General features: G+C 40.4%; 18 protein-coding genes. 14 read left to right on the top strand and 4 right to left on the bottom strand.

Features of this window, described 5'->3' with window-relative positions:
• The 4 genes from BLT_RS0114980 to BLT_RS0114965 form a co-directional block, all read left to right on the top strand.
• Positions 1–1,129 (top strand): peptidase U32 family protein (locus BLT_RS0114980; protein WP_017728591.1); only part of this gene is annotated, 1,129 nt, incomplete at its 5' end.
• Entirely contained in the window at positions 1,129–1,764 is a 636-nt protein-coding gene (gene udk, locus BLT_RS0114975) for a uridine kinase (RefSeq protein ID WP_017728590.1), read from the top strand. The genes BLT_RS0114980 and udk, both read left to right, overlap by 1 nt.
• Before the next feature lie 198 nt (positions 1,765–1,962).
• A complete protein-coding gene (greA, locus tag BLT_RS0114970) occupies positions 1,963–2,439 on the top strand; it encodes a transcription elongation factor GreA (RefSeq protein ID WP_017728589.1) in 477 nt (158 codons plus the stop codon).
• 410 nt (positions 2,440–2,849) lie between these two features.
• Entirely contained in the window at positions 2,850–3,413 is a 564-nt protein-coding gene (locus tag BLT_RS0114965) for a YrrS family protein (protein ID WP_017728588.1), read from the top strand.
• Positions 3,414–3,443: 30 nt separating this feature from the next.
• Here BLT_RS0114965 and BLT_RS0114960 read toward each other — a convergent pair whose 3' ends face one another.
• Positions 3,444–3,653: a YrzA family protein gene (locus BLT_RS0114960; RefSeq protein WP_017728587.1), complete on the bottom strand. Its 210-nt coding sequence runs from the start codon at positions 3,651–3,653 to the stop codon at positions 3,444–3,446.
• 124 nt (positions 3,654–3,777) lie between these two features.
• On the opposite strand from BLT_RS0114960, the gene mtnN reads away from it, so the two are divergent.
• The 3 genes from mtnN (at position 3,778) to BLT_RS0114945 (ending at position 6,408) form a co-directional block, all read left to right on the top strand.
• A complete protein-coding gene (gene mtnN / locus BLT_RS0114955) occupies positions 3,778–4,470 on the top strand; it encodes a 5'-methylthioadenosine/S-adenosylhomocysteine nucleosidase (protein WP_017728586.1) in 693 nt (230 codons plus the stop codon).
• Positions 4,471–4,553: 83 nt separating this feature from the next.
• Positions 4,554–4,790, top strand: coding sequence for a YrhC family protein (locus tag BLT_RS0114950; RefSeq protein ID WP_017728585.1), 237 nt, complete (start codon positions 4,554–4,556; stop codon positions 4,788–4,790).
• Between the two features lie 127 nt (positions 4,791–4,917).
• Positions 4,918–6,408, top strand: coding sequence for an MDR family MFS transporter (locus tag BLT_RS0114945; protein ID WP_035425918.1), 1,491 nt, complete (start codon positions 4,918–4,920; stop codon positions 6,406–6,408).
• Positions 6,409–6,433: 25 nt separating this feature from the next.
• On the opposite strand, the gene BLT_RS0114940 is transcribed toward BLT_RS0114945, so the two are convergent.
• On the bottom strand, positions 6,434–7,093 hold the full coding sequence (locus BLT_RS0114940; protein WP_017728583.1) for an NUDIX hydrolase: 660 nt from the start codon (positions 7,091–7,093) through the stop codon (positions 6,434–6,436).
• Positions 7,094–7,831: 738 nt separating this feature from the next.
• Between BLT_RS0114940 and BLT_RS0114935 the strand changes: the two genes are divergently transcribed.
• From BLT_RS0114935 to gndA, 6 genes are all read left to right on the top strand, one after another.
• Positions 7,832–8,554, top strand: coding sequence for a DUF4397 domain-containing protein (locus BLT_RS0114935; protein ID WP_017728582.1), 723 nt, complete (start codon positions 7,832–7,834; stop codon positions 8,552–8,554).
• A gap of 1 nt (position 8,555) precedes the next feature.
• A complete protein-coding gene (locus BLT_RS22100) occupies positions 8,556–9,107 on the top strand; it encodes a class F sortase (protein ID WP_017728581.1) in 552 nt (183 codons plus the stop codon).
• Positions 9,108–9,505: 398 nt separating this feature from the next.
• The gene (locus tag BLT_RS0114920) at positions 9,506–9,871 is read left to right on the top strand and encodes a winged helix-turn-helix transcriptional regulator (RefSeq protein ID WP_017728579.1); all 366 of its coding nucleotides are present in this window, start codon (positions 9,506–9,508) and stop codon (positions 9,869–9,871) included.
• Between the two features lie 333 nt (positions 9,872–10,204).
• Positions 10,205–11,656 carry a glucose-6-phosphate dehydrogenase gene (zwf, locus tag BLT_RS0114915; protein WP_026105144.1) on the top strand — a complete coding sequence of 484 codons (1,452 nt, stop codon included), beginning with the start codon at positions 10,205–10,207 and terminating at the stop codon, positions 11,654–11,656.
• A gap of 165 nt (positions 11,657–11,821) precedes the next feature.
• Complete coding sequence (locus tag BLT_RS0114910; protein WP_017728577.1) at positions 11,822–13,159, top strand: glucose-6-phosphate isomerase; 1,338 nt, start codon at positions 11,822–11,824, stop codon at positions 13,157–13,159.
• Between the two features lie 93 nt (positions 13,160–13,252).
• Positions 13,253–14,671 carry an NADP-dependent phosphogluconate dehydrogenase gene (gene gndA, locus BLT_RS0114905; protein ID WP_017728576.1) on the top strand — a complete coding sequence of 473 codons (1,419 nt, stop codon included), beginning with the start codon at positions 13,253–13,255 and terminating at the stop codon, positions 14,669–14,671.
• Between the two features lie 53 nt (positions 14,672–14,724).
• Here gndA and BLT_RS0114900 read toward each other — a convergent pair whose 3' ends face one another.
• Together BLT_RS0114900 and zwf (BLT_RS0114895) are read right to left on the bottom strand one after the other, a co-directional pair.
• Positions 14,725–15,351: a cyclase family protein gene (locus tag BLT_RS0114900; protein WP_017728575.1), complete on the bottom strand. Its 627-nt coding sequence runs from the start codon at positions 15,349–15,351 to the stop codon at positions 14,725–14,727.
• Between the two features lie 19 nt (positions 15,352–15,370).
• The gene (gene zwf / locus BLT_RS0114895; RefSeq protein ID WP_017728574.1) at positions 15,371–16,858 is read right to left on the bottom strand and encodes a glucose-6-phosphate dehydrogenase; all 1,488 of its coding nucleotides are present in this window, start codon (positions 16,856–16,858) and stop codon (positions 15,371–15,373) included.
• 558 nt (positions 16,859–17,416) lie between these two features.
• Here zwf (BLT_RS0114895) and hxlA point away from each other — a divergent pair.
• The coding region (hxlA, locus tag BLT_RS0114890; RefSeq protein ID WP_017728573.1) for a 3-hexulose-6-phosphate synthase at positions 17,417–18,041 on the top strand (625 nt) is incomplete at its 3' end.

Raw genomic sequence — 18,041 nt, 5'->3', positions numbered from 1 at the left:
TGGACAGGAATTTGGTCTTCGTTCAAATGCCGATAATTTTTCAATTGATGAAATGCGTGAAGGTGTTCAGTTTGCAAATAAGTATGGAGCAAAGGTATACGTTACGACAAATATTTACGCTCATAATGAGAATATGGATGGACTTGAAGAATATCTCCGTTCCTTGCAAGAGGTTGGAGTGACAGGTATTATTGTAGCTGATCCGTTAATTATTGAAACGTGCAAGCGAGTAGCTCCGAAGGTTGAGGTCCATCTAAGTACACAGCAATCGTTAAGCAACTGGCTTGCTGTGAAGTTTTGGAAGGAAGAGGGGCTTCACCGTGTTGTTCTTGCTCGTGAGGTAGGACTTGCGGAAATGCTTGAAATGAAAAAGCATGTGGACATTGAAATTGAGACGTTTGTTCATGGTGCGATGTGTATTTCTTATTCCGGCCGTTGTGTGTTAAGTAACCATATGACGGCTCGTGATTCAAACCGTGGAGGCTGCTGCCAATCCTGTCGCTGGGATTATGATCTTTTTGAGCTTGGAGATGAGGGAGAAAAGCCTTTGTTCTCTGAAGGTGATGCCCCTTATACGATGAGTCCGAAAGATTTAAATTTGCTTCAATCCATTCCGAAGCTGATAGAAGCAGGCATTGACAGCTTGAAGGTTGAGGGTCGGATGAAGTCGATTCACTATGTGGCTACAGTAACAAGTGTCTACCGTAAAGTGATTGATGCTTATTGTGCGGACCCTGATAACTTTAAGATTAAAAAAGAGTGGCTGCTTGAGCTTGAAAAATGTGCGAATCGTGATTTTGCTCCACAATTTTTTGAGGGAACACCAACGTATAAAGAGCAAATGTACGGGAAGCATCCAAAACGGACGAATTTTGATTTTGTTGGCTTAGTTCTTGACTATGACGAACAAACAGGAATCGTTACATTGCAACAACGTAACCATTTTAAACCTGGTGATGAAGTGGAGTTTTTTGGTCCTGAAATCGATAACTTTGTTCAAGTGATCGATAAGATATGGGATGAGGAGGGGAATGAACTCGACGCGGCTCGACATCCGTTGCAAATCGTGAAGTTTAAAGTCGACCAGCGAGTTTACCCGCAGAACATGATGCGTAAAGAGGTACGGTAATGAGCAAGAAACCAATAATAATTGGCGTTGCTGGTGGTACCGGTTCTGGTAAAACAACAGTAGCGAAAGAAATTTTTCATCAATTTAATGAACAATCAATCGTATTAATTGAGCAAGATGCATATTATAAAGACCAAAGCCATCTTAGCTTTGAAGAGCGGCTTCAAACGAATTACGACCATCCTTTTGCTTTTGACAACGACTTATTAATTGAACAGCTTAAGGCGCTTTTAGATGGAAAAGGAATTAAAAAACCAGTTTACGACTATAAGGCGCATACTCGCTCAACTGACGTTATCTCAATTGAACCGAAGGATGTGATCATCCTTGAAGGCATTCTTATCTTAGAAGACGAACGGTTACGCGAGTTGATGGACATTAAGCTGTTTGTAGATACAGATGCTGATATTCGGATTATTCGGCGACTTGTTCGGGATATTCGTGATCGTGGTCGTACGATTGAATCCGTCATTGATCAATATACAGAGGTCGTCCGTCCAATGCATTTGCAATTTATTGAGCCGACAAAGCGCTATGCGGATGTGATTATCCCAGAAGGTGGGCAAAACCGAGTTGCCATTGACCTAATGGTGACCAAAATTCGTGCAATTATTGAAGAGAAAGCGATTTTGTAATAGCATAAGGGAAGCGAGGTTTTCAAAACCTTGCTTTCTTTTCTACATAGTTTTAAAGGATTTTTAATATGATATGTAGAACGAGATTGTGAAGCGTTTCTTAATCAAATTAAACGCAGTTCAATCGATAAAGGGTGTTCATCTAAAATGAATAGATGGATAGCGATATCGAAGAGAAGGAATTGAGGAGTGAATCGCATGGCTGAAGAGAAAAAGCACTATATGACAGAGGAAGGGAAACAAAAGTTAGAAGAGGAATTAGAGTATCTAAAAACGGAACGACGAAAAGAAGTCGTTGAACGGATAAAGATTGCTCGTAGCTTTGGTGACCTGTCTGAGAACTCTGAGTACGATTCTGCAAAAGAAGAGCAAGCCTTTGTAGAGGGGCGGATTTCGCAAATCGAAAAAATGATTCGAAATGCCGAAGTAATTAAAGAAGGCGAAGGAAATGCAAATGTCGTCGGCCTCGGTAAAACAGTGAAGTTTATTGAGCTACCTGACGGAGACGAAGAAGAATACACAATTGTCGGAAGCGCTGAATCTGATCCGGCTGAAGGGAAAATTTCCAATGATTCTCCAATGGCACAAAGCCTTTTAGGTCGCTCGGTCAATGACACCGTAGTTGTCCACACACCAAGTGGAGATATGGAGATTAAAATTTTAGAAATTCGTTAAGTTTTGAATGCTTAGATGCTGCTCGCAAACGTGGGCAGCATTTTTTAAAAGATAAAAAAGCATAAATTCGAGGATAAAGCTCGAGATTGCTTCAGTCTGCAAAATGGTTTCTAAAACCTAGCAACAGATTGCCGGGCTTCCAGCTCTTGTCGCGGCTTAACAAGGCGCTTGTATTTTTCTTATCTACCAGAAAGAGCGAATAAAACTCAAAAGTGGTTGCTCTTTCTACAAATACATCTTAAGCACCATATGAAGGCGACCTTCTCCCTCATTCAGGGATTTTTAACGGCAAAGTGGTAGAAAAGACCGTCTCGTCTATTGAAGCCCTTATTTGTTATAATAATGGTATCGTTTGATTTTCAGGTAAGTGAAACAGCTAATAAAGGTATGCAAGCTAAGGAGTGTGAATCATGCCAACTTCACGTTATGAATATAAAAAGAAAAGACGGGCGAACCGTCTATTAAATCTTGCAATTGGCGTAGTTGGTGTGCTCATTGTTTTCTTTGCAGCACAGATCTTTTTCGGTTCAAATACTGAAGAAGCAGCTACGACAGAATCGAAGCCTGAACAAAATGATGGGAGCGATACAGTGGAAATTGCTCGACCAGAACAAGAGCAATCTGAGCAAGATATACCTTCAGAAGAAGAGGAAGCTGAGTCTATTGAAGAAGAAAATGTTCAAGTAGACGATTGGCAGCCGATTGGCACAGAGCAAACGGGAGAATTTTCGCATGATTTTAATCGTGGAAGCACAAATTGGAATGAGATGGTACGTGCGATTAAATATGCGACAGGATTGGGAGACGATATGATCATTTGGCGGCTGGAAAATGGAGGACCAACGACAGCTGTGGGGACAGTGAGTGCTCCAAATCAACAGCAGACACCGTTTCAAGTCACGATTGAGTGGGTTGAGAATGAAGGATGGATGCCCGTTGATGTGAAAAAGCTTCAAAGCAATCCTTATCATTAATGAAATAACCTTTGCTAAGAAGAGCAAAGGTTATTTTTTTGCTTTAAAATGAACAACAGCAGTAAAGACAGGTTGAGAGGTTTGTGGATGAATATATACTTGGTGCTGAACCGAATGAACCTCCAACAAAAGTGCTTTGTTGTTTTCCGTTTGTTCATTCATCTTCTCCTCTAACACCTTCAGGCTTGTTGCTTCAAAGCATTCGATTTTATCTTTAATGCGTTCCAATTGAAGAGCCAAAAATCTCACCTCTTAACATTTTTCTTACCATACTATAGCAAAGTCAGGCAAGAAAGAAAACAAGTGAAATCCTCAACTTGTCCGTGTATACTATACATTGGAAAATAGAAGCGAGGTGTCGAGAATGCGAATTGGGATTATTGGTGCAATGGATGAGGAAGTAGAGCTATTAAAAAGCAGGCTTGAGAACTGGGAAGAGCGAGCCATTGCCGGTTGTGAATTTCATCAAGGAGCGATTGATGGCAAAGAGGTTGTTTTATTAAAATCAGGGATCGGTAAAGTGAATGCAGCAATAGGAACAACACTGCTTATTCAGCTATACAAACCTGATTTTATTATTAATACAGGTTCTGCAGGTGGATTTGATCGTACATTAAAAGTTGGAGATATCGCCATCTCAACTGAAGTGCGTTACAATGATGTGGATGCAACCGTCTTTGGCTATGAGTTTGGACAAGTACCACAAATGCCGGCCTATTATGTACCTGACCAAAAGCTTGTTGAGGTGGCAGAAAGCTGTGCAGAGCATGTAGGGGTTTTTTCAAAAAAAGGGCTTATCCTTTCTGGCGACTCGTTTATGAGTGATTTAGCAGTTGTAGAAGAATTAAAACGTCGGTTCGATCGTCCCCTTTGTGCAGAGATGGAAGCTGCTGCTATTGCACAAGTGTGTTATCAATTTGACATCCCATTTGTCATCATTCGCTCCCTTTCTGATATAGCGGGAGATGAAGCGAAGGTATCATACGATGAGTTTTTAGAAACGGCCTCGGTCAACTCCGCAAAGCAAGTGCTTTTAATGGTTGAAGCACTCGGATAAACTTTCCTTGATTGCGTGTATTTACATCGTCCTCTCTTGCCAGTTTGATGATAGAATAGGTGAATGCAAGGAGGATGTTAGAAATGGATGAACAAAAGATACAAGAGTTAGAAGGGAAGGTAGCAGATTATAAACGTTTTGGTTTTATTTTGTTATCCTTAAGTGTCTTTTTATTTATCGGTGCAATTATTCCTTCTGACTATGCTAGATTCGAAATGCCTGAGCTTTTTATTGTCGCAGTCTTTGTTTCGTTAGGGCTGTCATTACTCTTTCATCAAAAGGCATTGGCGTATCAAAAGAAATTATTAGAACAAGAGTAGAATTAGATAGATTTGAGCCAGCTCTCCAAATATGAGTAGCTGGCTTTTTTTGATCGAAACACTTTTGAAAGGAATAATTTGGTATACTGTTATTGAGACGTTTAAAGAGAAAAGAGGGAAGCCCGTGATGGGAAGCATTGCAAGTCCGAAAACGACAAAACGACCGATCGTACTTGCAGCCATTATATTAGCAATGTTTATGGCTGCAGTTGAAGCCACCATTGTAGCAACAGCAATGCCAGGAATCGTTGCCGATTTAGGAGGCTTTTCTTTATTTAGCTGGGTGTTTTCATCCTACCTGCTTATGCAAGTGGTCATGATCCCAATATACGGAAAGCTTTCTGACTTATATGGGCGAAAAATTATTTTTTCAATTGGTATTACGATATTTCTTATTGGATCGATTCTTTGTGGTTTTTCCATTTCAATGGAAATGCTAATTGTCAGCCGATTTATCCAAGGAATGGGGGCAGGGGCCGTTCAACCAATTGCTACGACGATTGTCGGTGATATGTATACAAAGGAAGAGCGAGCGAACATTCAAGGCTACCTAGCAAGTGTATGGGGCATATCCTCTGTGATTGGGCCGCTATTAGGCGGTCTTTTCGTCGAATATATTCATTGGTCATGGGTTTTTTGGTTAAATGTTCCATTTGGGGTGATTGCCCTTTTAGGTGTTATGCTGTTTTTACACGAACAGGTTGAAAAGAAAAAGCGACAGATTGATTATTTTGGCTCTGTTCTTTTATTGATTAGCGTTACATCGCTTATGTTTGTGCTTGTACAAGGAGGAGTGACATGGCCATGGCGTTCTGGTCCAATTCTATCCCTTGTTGTCGTCTTTGTTTTAAGTCTCTACTATTTCATCCGGCAAGAAAAGAAAGCCAAGGAGCCAATTATTACCCTTTCCTTATGGAGCCGAAGAGTGATTTTATTTGCCAATACAGCATCGTTTACAGCAGGAGGAATCATTCTTGCTATTTCAAGCTTCTTGCCAACCTATGTGCAAGGTGTCATGGGACAATCAGCCATGATTGCAGGCTTTACATTAACCGTTGTCTCGATTGGCTGGCCCATTGCCTCAACAATTGCCGGGAAGCTGATGCTAAAAATAGGCTTTCGACAGACAGCTATGCTTGGTGGTGTAGCACTTTTGTTAGGTGCAACGATTTTTGTAACACTCCCGATGATTAGCCATCCAATATGGGCTGGGGTGGGCTCCTTCTTTATTGGGGTAGGCATGGGCTTTGCAACGACGACATTTATTGTTTCGATCCAATCAAGTGTGGATTGGGAGGTGCGCGGTGAAGCAACTTCGTCGAACATGTTTATGCGATTGCTTGGTGGCGCAGTTGGAGTTGCCTTACTTGGAGGTTTACTGAATAGCCGTCTAAGCTCTTATTTACAAGTGAATGGAGAGGGACTTAGCATTCCTTTGGATTTAGATGCAGCGAATCTGTTGTTAGACGCCTCTTTACGATCTCAATTACAAGAGAAAGAGATACTTGTTCTACAGGACGGTCTCGCCTATGCCTTAACAAGTGTTTATTGGGGAGTATTGGTTCTAGCGTTTCTAAGCTTTCTTTCTATTGTTATGCTTCCTAAAGATAAAAGGTAACCCTCCATAGGTTACCTAACCAAGCTTAGCTTTCTTTTTTTAGAACATGGCTTTCGCTCGGAGCGGATGTGCCAATAAGCTCAAGAAAATGACGGAGAATTCTAGCAGTAAGACCCCAAATCACATAATCCTGATAAAAGTAAAAAAACTCAGGGATTGTATGCTTTCGTTCCTTGTAAGCTGAGCGGTTTGCTATGGCGTCCAGTGGAAAACCAGCTGAAGGTTTAAACTGAATCGTCATATGATGTAGTTCAGGCTGATATTGCTGTAAATAAGAGAGAGGGACAGTGAATACTTCGTGAACTTCATATGTGTTTGGGTTCAGCTTAGCATTAGGATTCAATTCAGCAACAAATGGATAGATGATTCCACGGAAAGGTGTAACAAGCAAATCAAGCTGGCCAATGGGCTGAATGTCGTCATATGAGACGCCAAGCTCCTCGACCGCTTCACGTATAGAAGCTGCCTGTGGTGTTTTATCTGTTGGATCGATACGGCCACCAGGGAAGCAAATTTCACCAGGTTGACGTTTTAAGTTTTTCGAGCGAACCTCAAATAACAGATGCGGTTCACCATTCTTTTCGATCAACGGGAGAAGAACAGCGGAGTGACGAGCTTGTGATTGTCCTAGAACGTTAGGGGTATGGCTTTCTAAACGCTGCTTAATGTCTTCAAAAGGCTTCACGAAAGGTCCTCCTTGTTCATATTTTCTTTCTCAATACCATTTCAATTATGTGTACACAAGATCTTAAATGATTGACAAGCCCGTATGAAGTATCTCTATGGTTAACCTGTCATATAAAAAAGGTCATTGTATATCTTATGGTTACTCAAGGGAATTTGTTCACATGAACGGTTTTCTTATCGTAAGTATATCATACCTTGAAATGAGGAGCCTCTGCTGGCTTCTAGGAGGTGGCGGAGAAGATGGAGTGTCAGTGAATGTAACCATAATTTTATTTTTATAAAAGTTTTCTGTGACATTATCTTACATACTTGATGTGTACATAGGAAATTTACGATATTCTACAAACAGGAAAGGTCATTGACTTGGCTTCCAAATGTTCTCTCTACTCTCCCCCATTGAAACCACCTGCAAGCATGCGGGTGGTTCTTTTTTTTATGTTAGAAAAGTACAACAGAGTTAACCTGCATAGCTTAAAAATTTGAAGGTCTAAGTATCACTGTAATGAAGATTTTTGCAATGGAGGACTTGACGATAAGTCAAGGATTGTTTGTCTTTCAGGGAGTTGAGAGTTTGTCACTTTGAAGTGGACGCAGGTTCCTTTATGAGATGTTCGATACTGAATCGACCTAAGACGCTTCTGTTAATGGCACACATAGGAATTCTTTTTGCGTTACATAACCCCCTTAAGACAGGGAGATAGTATAAAAAGCATAGGAAAACTGAGGAGATGATGAGATGAAACGTTTTTTGAATGTTTGCTTCGTATGGCTGCTGTTAAGCGTATGTTCGCATGCTGGCTTCGCTGCGAATGAAACTTCAGCGATGGTTCGCATTTTACATGCATCACCAGACGCTCCAGCTGTCGACGTGTATATAAACGGTGAGCAAATCCTTACTGGCATTGAATACAAAGAGGTAAGTGAGTACTTTGAATTACCAATCGGTGAACAAACAATTAGCGTCTATTCAGCAGGAGAGTCAACGGATGAAATGCCACTGATTGAACAGTTATTCTTCTTAGAAGATGAGCAGAGCTATACTGTAGGTATCGCTGGTGATGTAGAGAAGATTCAACTGGCTAAGCTGGTGGACGACAAAAATGTTGGTGAGAATGAAACAAAAATTCGCATTGCTCATCTTTCCCCCGATGCACCGCCTGTTAATATCGTAGCGCCATCAAGCGGTGAAACTCTTATTTCAAATTTGCCATTCTCTAATGTGTCGCCCTATCTAGACCTGTTTTCAGGTACGTATGATTTTGAAATTCAACCGATAGGCTCAGATGAATTACTTGAGCTGCAAGGGCTAGACTTAAAAAATGGAACCATTTATACGGCCGTAACGGTGGGCTTATTAGCAGGTGAACCTGAATTTGAAATGCTCTTATTAACAGATTTCATGCCAATACCAGATCAATTGCCGAAAACAGGTCTTGGTGGTACTGCAAAGGTTGACTGAGATGCACCGATGGGTATCAAAGAGTATCCTTCTTCTTTTTTTTACTTTTTACTGTCACACTTCAGTTTTTGCAGAAGTAAGCCTGACTGGAATTGAGCCTGATACGATTATTATTCCATCACTGTCGATTCATGCATCTGTTAAAGGACTTAGTAAAGAAGAGATAAATGCTGTGCCTCCAGACGGGGAAACCGTTTTCTGGTATCGGGATGGAGTTAACCCTGGAGCTCGTGGCAGTGCAATGCTTGCCGGACATTTTGATGATTATGAAGGACCAGCGGTTTTTTTTGAGCTTCGTCAAATAAATATAAGTGATATGGTATACCTTGTTGATAAAAAGGGTGAGATGGTCATGTTTCAAGTGGAAGAGATAACATCCTTTCCACGAAAGCAGGCACCAATCGATGAAGTTTTTCAAATGAATGGTGAGCCAAGGCTCATTCTTGTTACGTGTGACGGCGCATACGACAAAGAGCTACGCACACATTCAAACCGACTTTTTGTGAAGGCAAGACGGGTAGGTACGTCACATCTGTATTTTGGGCGAGTCTAGCTGTGGCTTGTTCTATTTTTTTCGGGCAGCTTATTCCCCCTTCCGATTCATGTATATTAGAGGAAAATCGGGAGGTGGGAATGCAAAGGAACGATTGCTTTTCATCAACGGATGGGCTTTACTATCGTACCAAGCTCTGAAACTCAAGGGGGAATCAGTGTTCATCGGAATTATGATGGCTCTGAAAAAGATTTGTGTTCTTTTCCAAAAAAGCTTGTATAAAAGGTCTAAAGAATAAGGAATCGGCTAGAAAAGCCTGATGACAAGAGTCATTTGGTAACGCTTATTTGTAGAAAAAAATTGAGTCAATGCATTCGAATGTTTGTACAGTAATTTCAAACATATAGTGCGAAAAAGTATACTATACGATATACTAGTTATTATGGGAGGTGAAGCGAATGGGACGTATACAAAATATGACGTTTAACTGTGAAAAAGAACTGACCCTCACTGTGATCGGCGGAAAATGGAAGATGTTAATTATGTGGCATTTAGGAAAAAGTGGCACAAAGCGCTTTGGTGAGCTGAAGACGCTGATCCCAGGTATTACGCAACGAATGCTTGTAAACCAATTACGAGAACTCGAAGAAGACCTTATTGTGCATCGGGAAGTGTATCCGGTTGTTCCGCCAAAGGTTGAATACTCATTAACAGAACACGGAGAAAGCTTAATGCCGATTCTTGATGCGATGTATGAATGGGGCAAAAACTATATGGAAACAGCGCTTCCGAATCAAGTGATGGAGAATGAATCCATCAAATAATACGCACCATAGGAAATTGTTTTTCAACAACGTACAGTAATTTTATTGCCGTACGTTGTTTTTTTGTATTTAATAAGTATACTTTTTGATACTATATAATTTTATTGACACTATATGAAAATAAAAACCGTACTTATATTTTTGATAAGTAGATTATATACTTACAAATGTATGAACGTTTTTAGCATGATTGCTTGTACAAAATAAATGCGGCCATACTTGGTGATCAAATATAAATATATGAAATGGGCACGTTAACACTAGATAGAAGTGGGGTCATGAATGATTGAATACCAAGAAAAGGCTAGATACAGAAAAATGGAGGAACGAAAAGTGGATGCGATGACAATTGTCTTGTTTGGGGCGACGGGAGATTTAGCGAAAAGAAAATTATTCCCTGCACTCTATAACTTATTTCTTGATCAGAAATTGCCTAACCCATACTCCATTATTGGTTCAGGGATTACGGATTGGTCCGAAAGTGAATTTCAATCATTTGTGAAACAGTCCGTTCAAACCTATTCTAGAAGGGAGAGAAAGGATAATTCGAAGCTTGAGGAGTTTGTGCAAGCCATTCGTTATTGTCGAGTAGATGCCACAAAGCCTGAAGAATACAAAAAGTTATTATATATCGTGCAACAAAGAGAGGCAGAGCTGCACCTTCCAGAAAATCGCTTGTTTTATCTCTCGGTAGCGCCACAATTTTTTGAGGTCATTACGACGAATATTAAAGAGAGTGGGCTAGGAAAGACAAAAGGGTGGAAGCGTTTGATGATTGAAAAGCCATTTGGACATAATCTTAAATCGGCTCAAGAGCTGAATGAAAAATTAAGACGAGCATTTCATGAGAACGAAATTTATCGGGTTGATCATTACTTAGGAAAGCCGATGGTACAAAACCTTGAAGCGTTAGAGTTTACAAATCCAGTACTGCGGGCATTATGGAATAATCAATACATTGCGAATGTGCAAATTACCGCTAGTGAAATCGTTGGGGTAGAAGATCGAGCCAGCTATTACGATCGTGCTGGAGCGATTCGTGACATGGTGCAAAACCACATACTTCAGCTGTTAATGATGACCGCGATGCACTTAACAAAAGAAATAAGCACAACGAACATTCGCCAAGAAAAATATGAGGTCATGAAAGCACTTCGCCCATTGCAGGAATATGAGGTAGGAATTCATGTTGTTCGTGGACAATATCAGTCTGGTGAAATTGATGGGAAGCCAGTTGATGGGTATACAGAAGAGCCTGGTATTGAGTCGTCATCAAGAAACGATACATTTGTTGCTGCCCGTTTGTGGATTGATGATGAATTTTGGAGTGGGGTTCCGTTTTATATTCGCACAGGAAAGCGCCTGAAGGAAAAGTCTACTCGAATCGTGATTGAATTTAAAAATCCATTCATTCAGGATGAAGAAAGTCAAAAGACGGAGCCGAACCTCTTCGTTATAAATGTAAATCCGAATGAAGGGGTAGCTTTTAAATTAAATAGCAAAAATCCATTGAAAAACGGGAAAATTGAGCCCGTAACCGTCGATTTTTCAAATCAAGAACAAAATGTTCCTGAAGCGTATGAGTTTCTGCTAGCTGATGCGATTTGTGGTGACCAAACATTTTTTGCTCATTGGGATGAAGTGGAACTGTCTTGGAAGTGGGTACAACCGATTTTAAATGCTTTTGAAAAGGAGAGCGTACCATTACATCCATACGCTGCTGGAACAGAGGGTCCAAGCGCTGCGGATCAGCTACTAGCCATGGATGGGTATAAATGGTGGTAAGCCATCGTAAATGGAATTAAAAATAATGTATAGTTTAAAGGGTTCATGAAGAGACTAGGCACGTTCGTTTTTAAGTTTTTGCCACATACGATTCAGGCATCACAATAAGGTTCAGTGTAATTCATTGACCTTTATAAGTACATTGATGAAGAAGGAGAGTATAAAATGACCATATCTTTTGATTATTCGAATGCATTACCATTTATGGAGAAAAGCGAGGTAGACAACTTAGCTGAATTTGTGCAGACTGCTCATCAAATGATTCATGATAAAACGGGGCAAGGCTCTGATTATTTAGGTTGGGTTGATTTGCCAATCCATTATGATAAGGACGAATTTGTCCGTATTAAGCAAGCAGCAGAACGGATTAAAAACGACTCAGATGCCCTTGTTGTGATTGGGATCGGCGGGTCTTATCTAGGGGCAAGGTCAGCCATTGAAGCCTTGTCTCATACGTTTCATAATCAAATGAGCGGTACGACAGAAGTCTATTTTGCTGGTCAAAACATTAGCTCCACCTATATTGCTCATTTATTCGAGCTATTAGAGGGGAAAGACATTTCTGTTAATGTCATTTCGAAGTCTGGTACGACAACAGAGCCTGCGATTGCGTTTCGGATGTTCCGTGACTACATGGAAAAAAAGTATGGCAAAGAAGAAGCGAAAAAACGTATTTATGCGACGACAGATCAAGCGAAAGGAGCATTAAAAAAGCTTGCTGATGAAGAGGGCTATGAAACCTTTGTCATTCCTGATGATGTGGGGGGAAGATACTCGGTCCTTACAGCTGTTGGCCTTTTACCAATTGCAGTAGCGGGCCTTGATGTTGATAAAATGCTGGAAGGGGCAGCGGCGGCCGCTCGTAAATACAATCATGCCGATTTAGCAACAAACGAGAGCTATCAGTACGCTGCCGTGAGAAATGCTCTCTATCGTAAAGGAAAAGCGATTGAGCTATTAGTGAACTATGAGCCATCCCTTCATTATGTGTCTGAATGGTGGAAGCAGTTATTTGGAGAAAGTGAAGGTAAGGATCAGAAAGGTCTTTTTCCTGCTTCTGTTGATTTTTCTACTGATTTGCATTCCATGGGGCAATATGTTCAGGAAGGTCGTCGGAATTTATTTGAAACCGTCCTTCAAGTGAAGAAGCCGCGGATTGAAGTAACGATTGAAGAAGATCCAGAGAACATTGATGGATTAAACTTTTTAGCTGGAAAAACGATGGATGAAGTCAACAAAAAAGCGTTTCAAGGAACATTGTTGGCCCATGTGGATGGAGACGTACCAAACCTAATTATCGAACTCGACAGAATGAATGAATACACGTACGGTGAGATGGTCTATTTTTTTGAAAAGGCTTGTGCCATGAGTGGATATTTACTTGGTGTCAATCCCTTTGATCAACCAGGCGTGGAAGCTTATAAGAAAAATATGTTTGCTCTTCTCGGCAAACCTGGCTTTGAAAATGAAAAAAATGAGCTGGAAAAACGGTTAGCAAAATAATTTTGAAACTTTTTATTTATCGATAGGTGGGATCATTGGTATACTTTAATGGATTGATTTTGCAAGACTAGAAATGAGAAGGAGCAATTGATTATGGCAAAACAGCAAATCGGTGTGATTGGTTTAGCAGTTATGGGGAAAAACCTTGCGTTAAATATTGAAAGCCGCGGGTACTCTGTAGCAGTTTATAACCGCTCATTTGAGAAAACGGAGGAATTTTTGAAAACAGAAGCCCAGGGTAAGAACTTCGTGGGGGCGTCTTCTGTAGAAGAGTTTGTAAACTCTTTAGAAAAGCCGCGTAAAATTCTATTAATGGTAAAAGCAGGTTCACCTACGGATGCAACGATTGATTCGTTAAAGCCTTATCTTGAAAAAGGCGATATTCTTATCGATGGTGGAAATACATTTTTTGAAGATACGATTCGACGTAATAAAGAATTAGAAGAGCTTGGTATCCACTTCATTGGAACAGGTGTTTCAGGTGGAGAGGAAGGAGCTTTAAAAGGGCCTTCCATCATGCCAGGTGGACAAAAGGAAGCGTATGAGCTTGTGAAGCCGATTTTTGAGGCGATCTCTGCAAAGGTAGATGGAGATCCTTGTAGCACATACATTGGTCCAAACGGTGCTGGCCACTACGTAAAAATGGTCCATAACGGCATTGAATACGGGGATATGCAATTAATTTCTGAGGCGTATTTCATTTTAAAAAACGTTCTTGGCCTAGAAGCGCAAGAGCTTCATGAAGTGTTCGCAGAATGGAACAAGGGCGAATTGGATAGCTACTTAATTGAAATTACGGCCGATATCTTCACTAAGATGGATGAAGATACAGGAAAGCCTCTTGTTGACGTCATTTTAGATACAGCTGGTCAAAAAGGAACAGGGAAATGGACAAGCCAAAGTGCATTAGATTTAGGCGTTCCACTTCCGATTATTACTGAGTCTGTCTTTGCGCGCTTTATTTCTGCGATGAAAGAAGAGCGTGTGAAAGCAAGCAAGCTGTTAAAAGGTCCAGCTGAAGCTGTCTCATTCGACGGAGACAAGCAGGAATTAATTGAAGCGGTTCGTAAAGCGTTATATATGAGTAAAATTTGCTCATACGCTCAAGGTTTTGCACAAATGCGTGCAGCTTCAGAGGAGTATGATTGGAACCTTCGCTACGGTGATATTGCGATGATCTTCCGAGGCGGTTGTATCATTCGTGCCCAATTCCTACAAAAAATTAAGGATGCCTATGATCGCGAGCCTCAATTAGCGAACTTGTTGCTTGATCCTTACTTCAAGGAGATTGTTGAAAGCTATCAATCAGCATTGCGTGAAGTGCTAACGGTAGCCATTAAGAATGGTATTCCGGTACCTTCTTTCTCAAGTGCTCTGTCTTACTATGACAGCTACCGCACGGAAACACTACCAGCAAATCTTCTTCAAGCACAACGTGACTATTTTGGTGCACACACCTATGAAAGAATTGATAAGGAAGGCATTTTCCACACAGAATGGCTTCAAAAATAAAATTGTAAATGCGAAAAGCCCTGTTTATCCGAACAGGGCTTTTCGTTATGATTTTAAACTTCCATGGGTGCACGATCGAAGAGAAGAACACGTGCAGGAGACGCATCAGTTCCAACGAGCTTAATCGGTGCAGCTACCATAAAATAGCTGCCAGGCTCGACTTCTTTTAAGCGTAAGCCTTCAATCACGATAATATCTGCACCGAATAGCGCTTTATGAGTAGGATGATTTGGTTGGCTACGCTCAACGCCAAGAGCATCAATCCCTACCCCTCTAATCTTACGTTCTGCTAAAAAATTGGCACCATCTTTTTTTAAGAAGATGAATTCAAAGTTAAATTCGTCATCAAATGAATTTTTCGTTTTAAATAAAACAAAATCATTTTCTTGAATGTCAAGGCCTTCTAAGTCGCTTTTTGTAATTCCGTCTTCTACATCTGTTAAATCAAACACTTTAGCAGATCCGACTAATTTTTCAAGAGAAATGGTTTCGAAGGTATCCCCTTCATTAATCATATGTAACGGGGCATCAATATGCGTACCTGTGTGGGCATCTAACTCAAGGCGAGATTCTGTTACATGAGCATTTGTTATCTTGTTAATTTTCGGTTGTTTTTCTGGTTTGTTTTTGTATACAGGCATTCCTTCAAAAATAGGTGCTGTAATATCATACATTTTCATTATTGTTTCCCCCTCTAAACTAGCGAGTAATACTAATTGGCCACCAGTGGAACCCATCTTTTTCTAACAACTCATCAGATTCCTTTGGCCCCATTGAACCGGACTCATAATTAGGGAAGTTTTCTGTTTTATTCTTTTCCCAAGCCTTTGAGATCGTATCAACAAATTTCCAAGAAAGAGCAACCTCGTCCCAATGGGTGAAGTTTGTTGAATCACCACGCATGCAATCGTAGAGAAGAACCTCGTAGGCTTCAGGTGTATTCATTTTATCTTCACAATTGTTGCAATAATTTAGCTGAATCGGACGGGATGTCGTTCCATTTCCACTTTTCCGTGCGTTCAAGTGTAGCGTGACCCCTTCATCTGGTTGGATATGGATGACGAGTAAGTTTGGATGGGTATGATCCTCATTATCAAAATATAAATTCATTGGCAGATCCTTAAATTGAACGACAATTTCAGTCGATTTTTCCTTCATTCGCTTCCCTGTACGAATGTAGAAAGGAACGCCAGCCCATCTGAAGTTTTCAAACATAAGCTTCCCTGAAACAAACGTTTCCGTATTTGATTCTGGGTCAACGGAGTCCTCTTCACGGTAGCCAATGACTTCATTCCCGTCGATGAGACCACGACCATACTGGCCACGGACAAAATAATCATCCACTTCGTCTTCAGTAAGGGGTTTTAGGGCACGGAGCACCTTTACCTTTTCACTGCGAATTTCATCGGTTGTTAATTTAATCGGGGGCTCCATAGCAAGAAGCGCAACCATTTGCAGCATGTGATTTTGAACCATGTCACGAAGGGCTCCTGAAGATTCGTAATAACGTCCACGATCCTCTACACCTAACGTTTCACTTGAGGTAATTTGGATATTTGCAATATACCGGTTATTCCACAAATGCTCAAAAATAGCATTGGCAAAGCGAATGACCTCAATATTCTGAACCATCTCTTTACCTAAGTAATGATCAATTCGATAAATTTGGTCCTCCGTAAATGCGTGGCGGATTTGATCGTTTAATGCTTTTGCCGATTCATAATCATGTCCAAATGGCTTTTCAATGACTAAACGAATAGAGCCGCCTGTTGCTGTTAGTTCTTCTGATTTTAGATTGGCAGCGATTGTGCCAAAAAAATCGGGAGCCATCGCTAAATAAAAAATTCGATTTCCTTCAGTATTGTAGCTGTCATCTAATGAGCTTAACAAGCTTTTTAGCTCTTGATAAGACGTTAAATCTGTTACGTCAAAAGGTTGATAATAAAAATGAGAAGCAAAAGTTTCTTGCTTTTCACTTTCGTTTTGAAAATGGTGAACGGATTGCTTCACATTTTCACGAAATTCGTCATTTGATAATGGTCTTCTTGCAACGCCCACAACGGCAAAATCTTCTGAAAGTCTGCCATCACGGTACAAACGATAAATGGAAGGAAAGAGCTTACGCTTTGCTAAATCACCTGTTGCACCAAAGATGACGATAATCGATTTAGGTTGATTCGATGTCATGTCTTAAAGAACCTCACTTTGTTGTTAATCAGTTCACGCTTAGTATGTAGCTTATTGAGTAATAAGATGTATGTCAACATTTAATCATCATTTTTTAACAAAAAGGTTGATAACATGGGGTTTCTCAGAGGGGAAAATTGAGAAGAAAAACTTGAATCTTAACCCACCTTCTACATTACTGCTGTGAAAGAATTTAAATAAAAAACATTTTACATAATAGTCGCACTACCTTTACATTCTGTCAATCACCATTAATAGTATACTTTTTGATACTATATGATATAAAAGTGTGTACTTTTAAAATGTTATTGTAGGCAATATACTTATATTAAGACAACGGTATTGGGAGTTCGGTTGATCGTTTAATGAACTACCGTCATATAAAAAAGTAGGATAAGATTGGCACTGCTCATTTTACGAAATGGCTGTAGGCATCAATGGAACGGTTAATATTTCAATTGAAATCTTGAATGAGATTTCTCCGGGTTCAACATAATACCATTGTTCGACTCTGGCCAATCAATTAAGAAATATAACTTAAATGGGAGTGAAGAATGCATGAAACTTCAATTAGCGTTAGATCTAGTAGACATTCCAGGAGCGATCGAATTAGTAAAAGAAGTAGAAGAGCACATTGATGTGGTGGAAATCGGTACACCTGTGATTATCAATGAAGGACTGAAAGCGGTGAAGGAAGTGAAAGCAGCCTTCCCTAATTTAACGGTGTTAGCGGACCTTAAAATCATGGACGCAGCTGCCTATGAAGTAAGCCAAGCCTCTGCGGCTGGTGCTGACATTATCACGATTCTTGGCGCAGCGGAGGATCAGTCGATCAAAGGTGCTGTTGAAGAAGCGAAAAAACAAGGCAAGCAAATTCTTGTTGATATGATCGCAGTCAAAGACATTGCTACACGTGCCAAAGAGCTGGACGAGTTTGGTGTTGACTACATTTGTGTCCACACAGGCTATGACCTTCAAGCAGTTGGTCAAAACTCGTTTGAAGACCTTCAAACGATTAAAAGTGTTGTTAAAAATGCAAAAACAGCGATCGCTGGTGGAATTAAATTAGAAACGTTGCCAGAAGTGATTAAAGCACAACCAGATCTTGTCATCGTTGGTGGTGGAATCACAGGTCAAGAGGATAAAAAAGCGGCGGCTGCAGAAATGCAAAAATGGATCCAAC

It is taken from the genome of Halalkalibacterium ligniniphilum, from assembly GCF_000334155.1.
In the GTDB taxonomy this organism is placed as follows: domain Bacteria; phylum Bacillota; class Bacilli; order Bacillales; family Bacillaceae_D; genus Halalkalibacterium; species Halalkalibacterium ligniniphilum.
The sequence above is the reverse complement of the archived record's forward strand: the minus strand, read 5'-3'. Positions and strand labels throughout refer to the sequence as shown.

Bases quoted from the DNA above. Each gene is read 5' to 3' on its own strand.
- mtnN (WP_017728586.1), top strand. From the start codon at position 3,778: ATGCGAATTGGGATTATTGGTGCAATGGATGAGGAAGTAGAGCTATTA.
- BLT_RS0114935 (WP_017728582.1), top strand. From the start codon at position 7,832: ATGAAACGTTTTTTGAATGTTTGCTTCGTATGGCTGCTGTTAAGCGTA.
- BLT_RS0114950 (WP_017728585.1), top strand. From the start codon at position 4,554: ATGGATGAACAAAAGATACAAGAGTTAGAAGGGAAGGTAGCAGATTAT.
- BLT_RS0114945 (WP_035425918.1), top strand. From the start codon at position 4,918: ATGGGAAGCATTGCAAGTCCGAAAACGACAAAACGACCGATCGTACTT.
- zwf (WP_017728574.1), bottom strand. From the start codon at position 16,858: ATGACATCGAATCAACCTAAATCGATTATCGTCATCTTTGGTGCAACA.
- greA (WP_017728589.1), top strand. From the start codon at position 1,963: ATGGCTGAAGAGAAAAAGCACTATATGACAGAGGAAGGGAAACAAAAG.
- udk (WP_017728590.1), top strand. From the start codon at position 1,129: ATGAGCAAGAAACCAATAATAATTGGCGTTGCTGGTGGTACCGGTTCT.
- BLT_RS0114965 (WP_017728588.1), top strand. From the start codon at position 2,850: ATGCCAACTTCACGTTATGAATATAAAAAGAAAAGACGGGCGAACCGT.
- gndA (WP_017728576.1), top strand. From the start codon at position 13,253: ATGGCAAAACAGCAAATCGGTGTGATTGGTTTAGCAGTTATGGGGAAA.
- BLT_RS0114900 (WP_017728575.1), bottom strand. From the start codon at position 15,351: ATGAAAATGTATGATATTACAGCACCTATTTTTGAAGGAATGCCTGTA.
- BLT_RS22100 (WP_017728581.1), top strand. From the start codon at position 8,556: ATGCACCGATGGGTATCAAAGAGTATCCTTCTTCTTTTTTTTACTTTT.
- BLT_RS0114910 (WP_017728577.1), top strand. From the start codon at position 11,822: ATGACCATATCTTTTGATTATTCGAATGCATTACCATTTATGGAGAAA.
- BLT_RS0114920 (WP_017728579.1), top strand. From the start codon at position 9,506: ATGGGACGTATACAAAATATGACGTTTAACTGTGAAAAAGAACTGACC.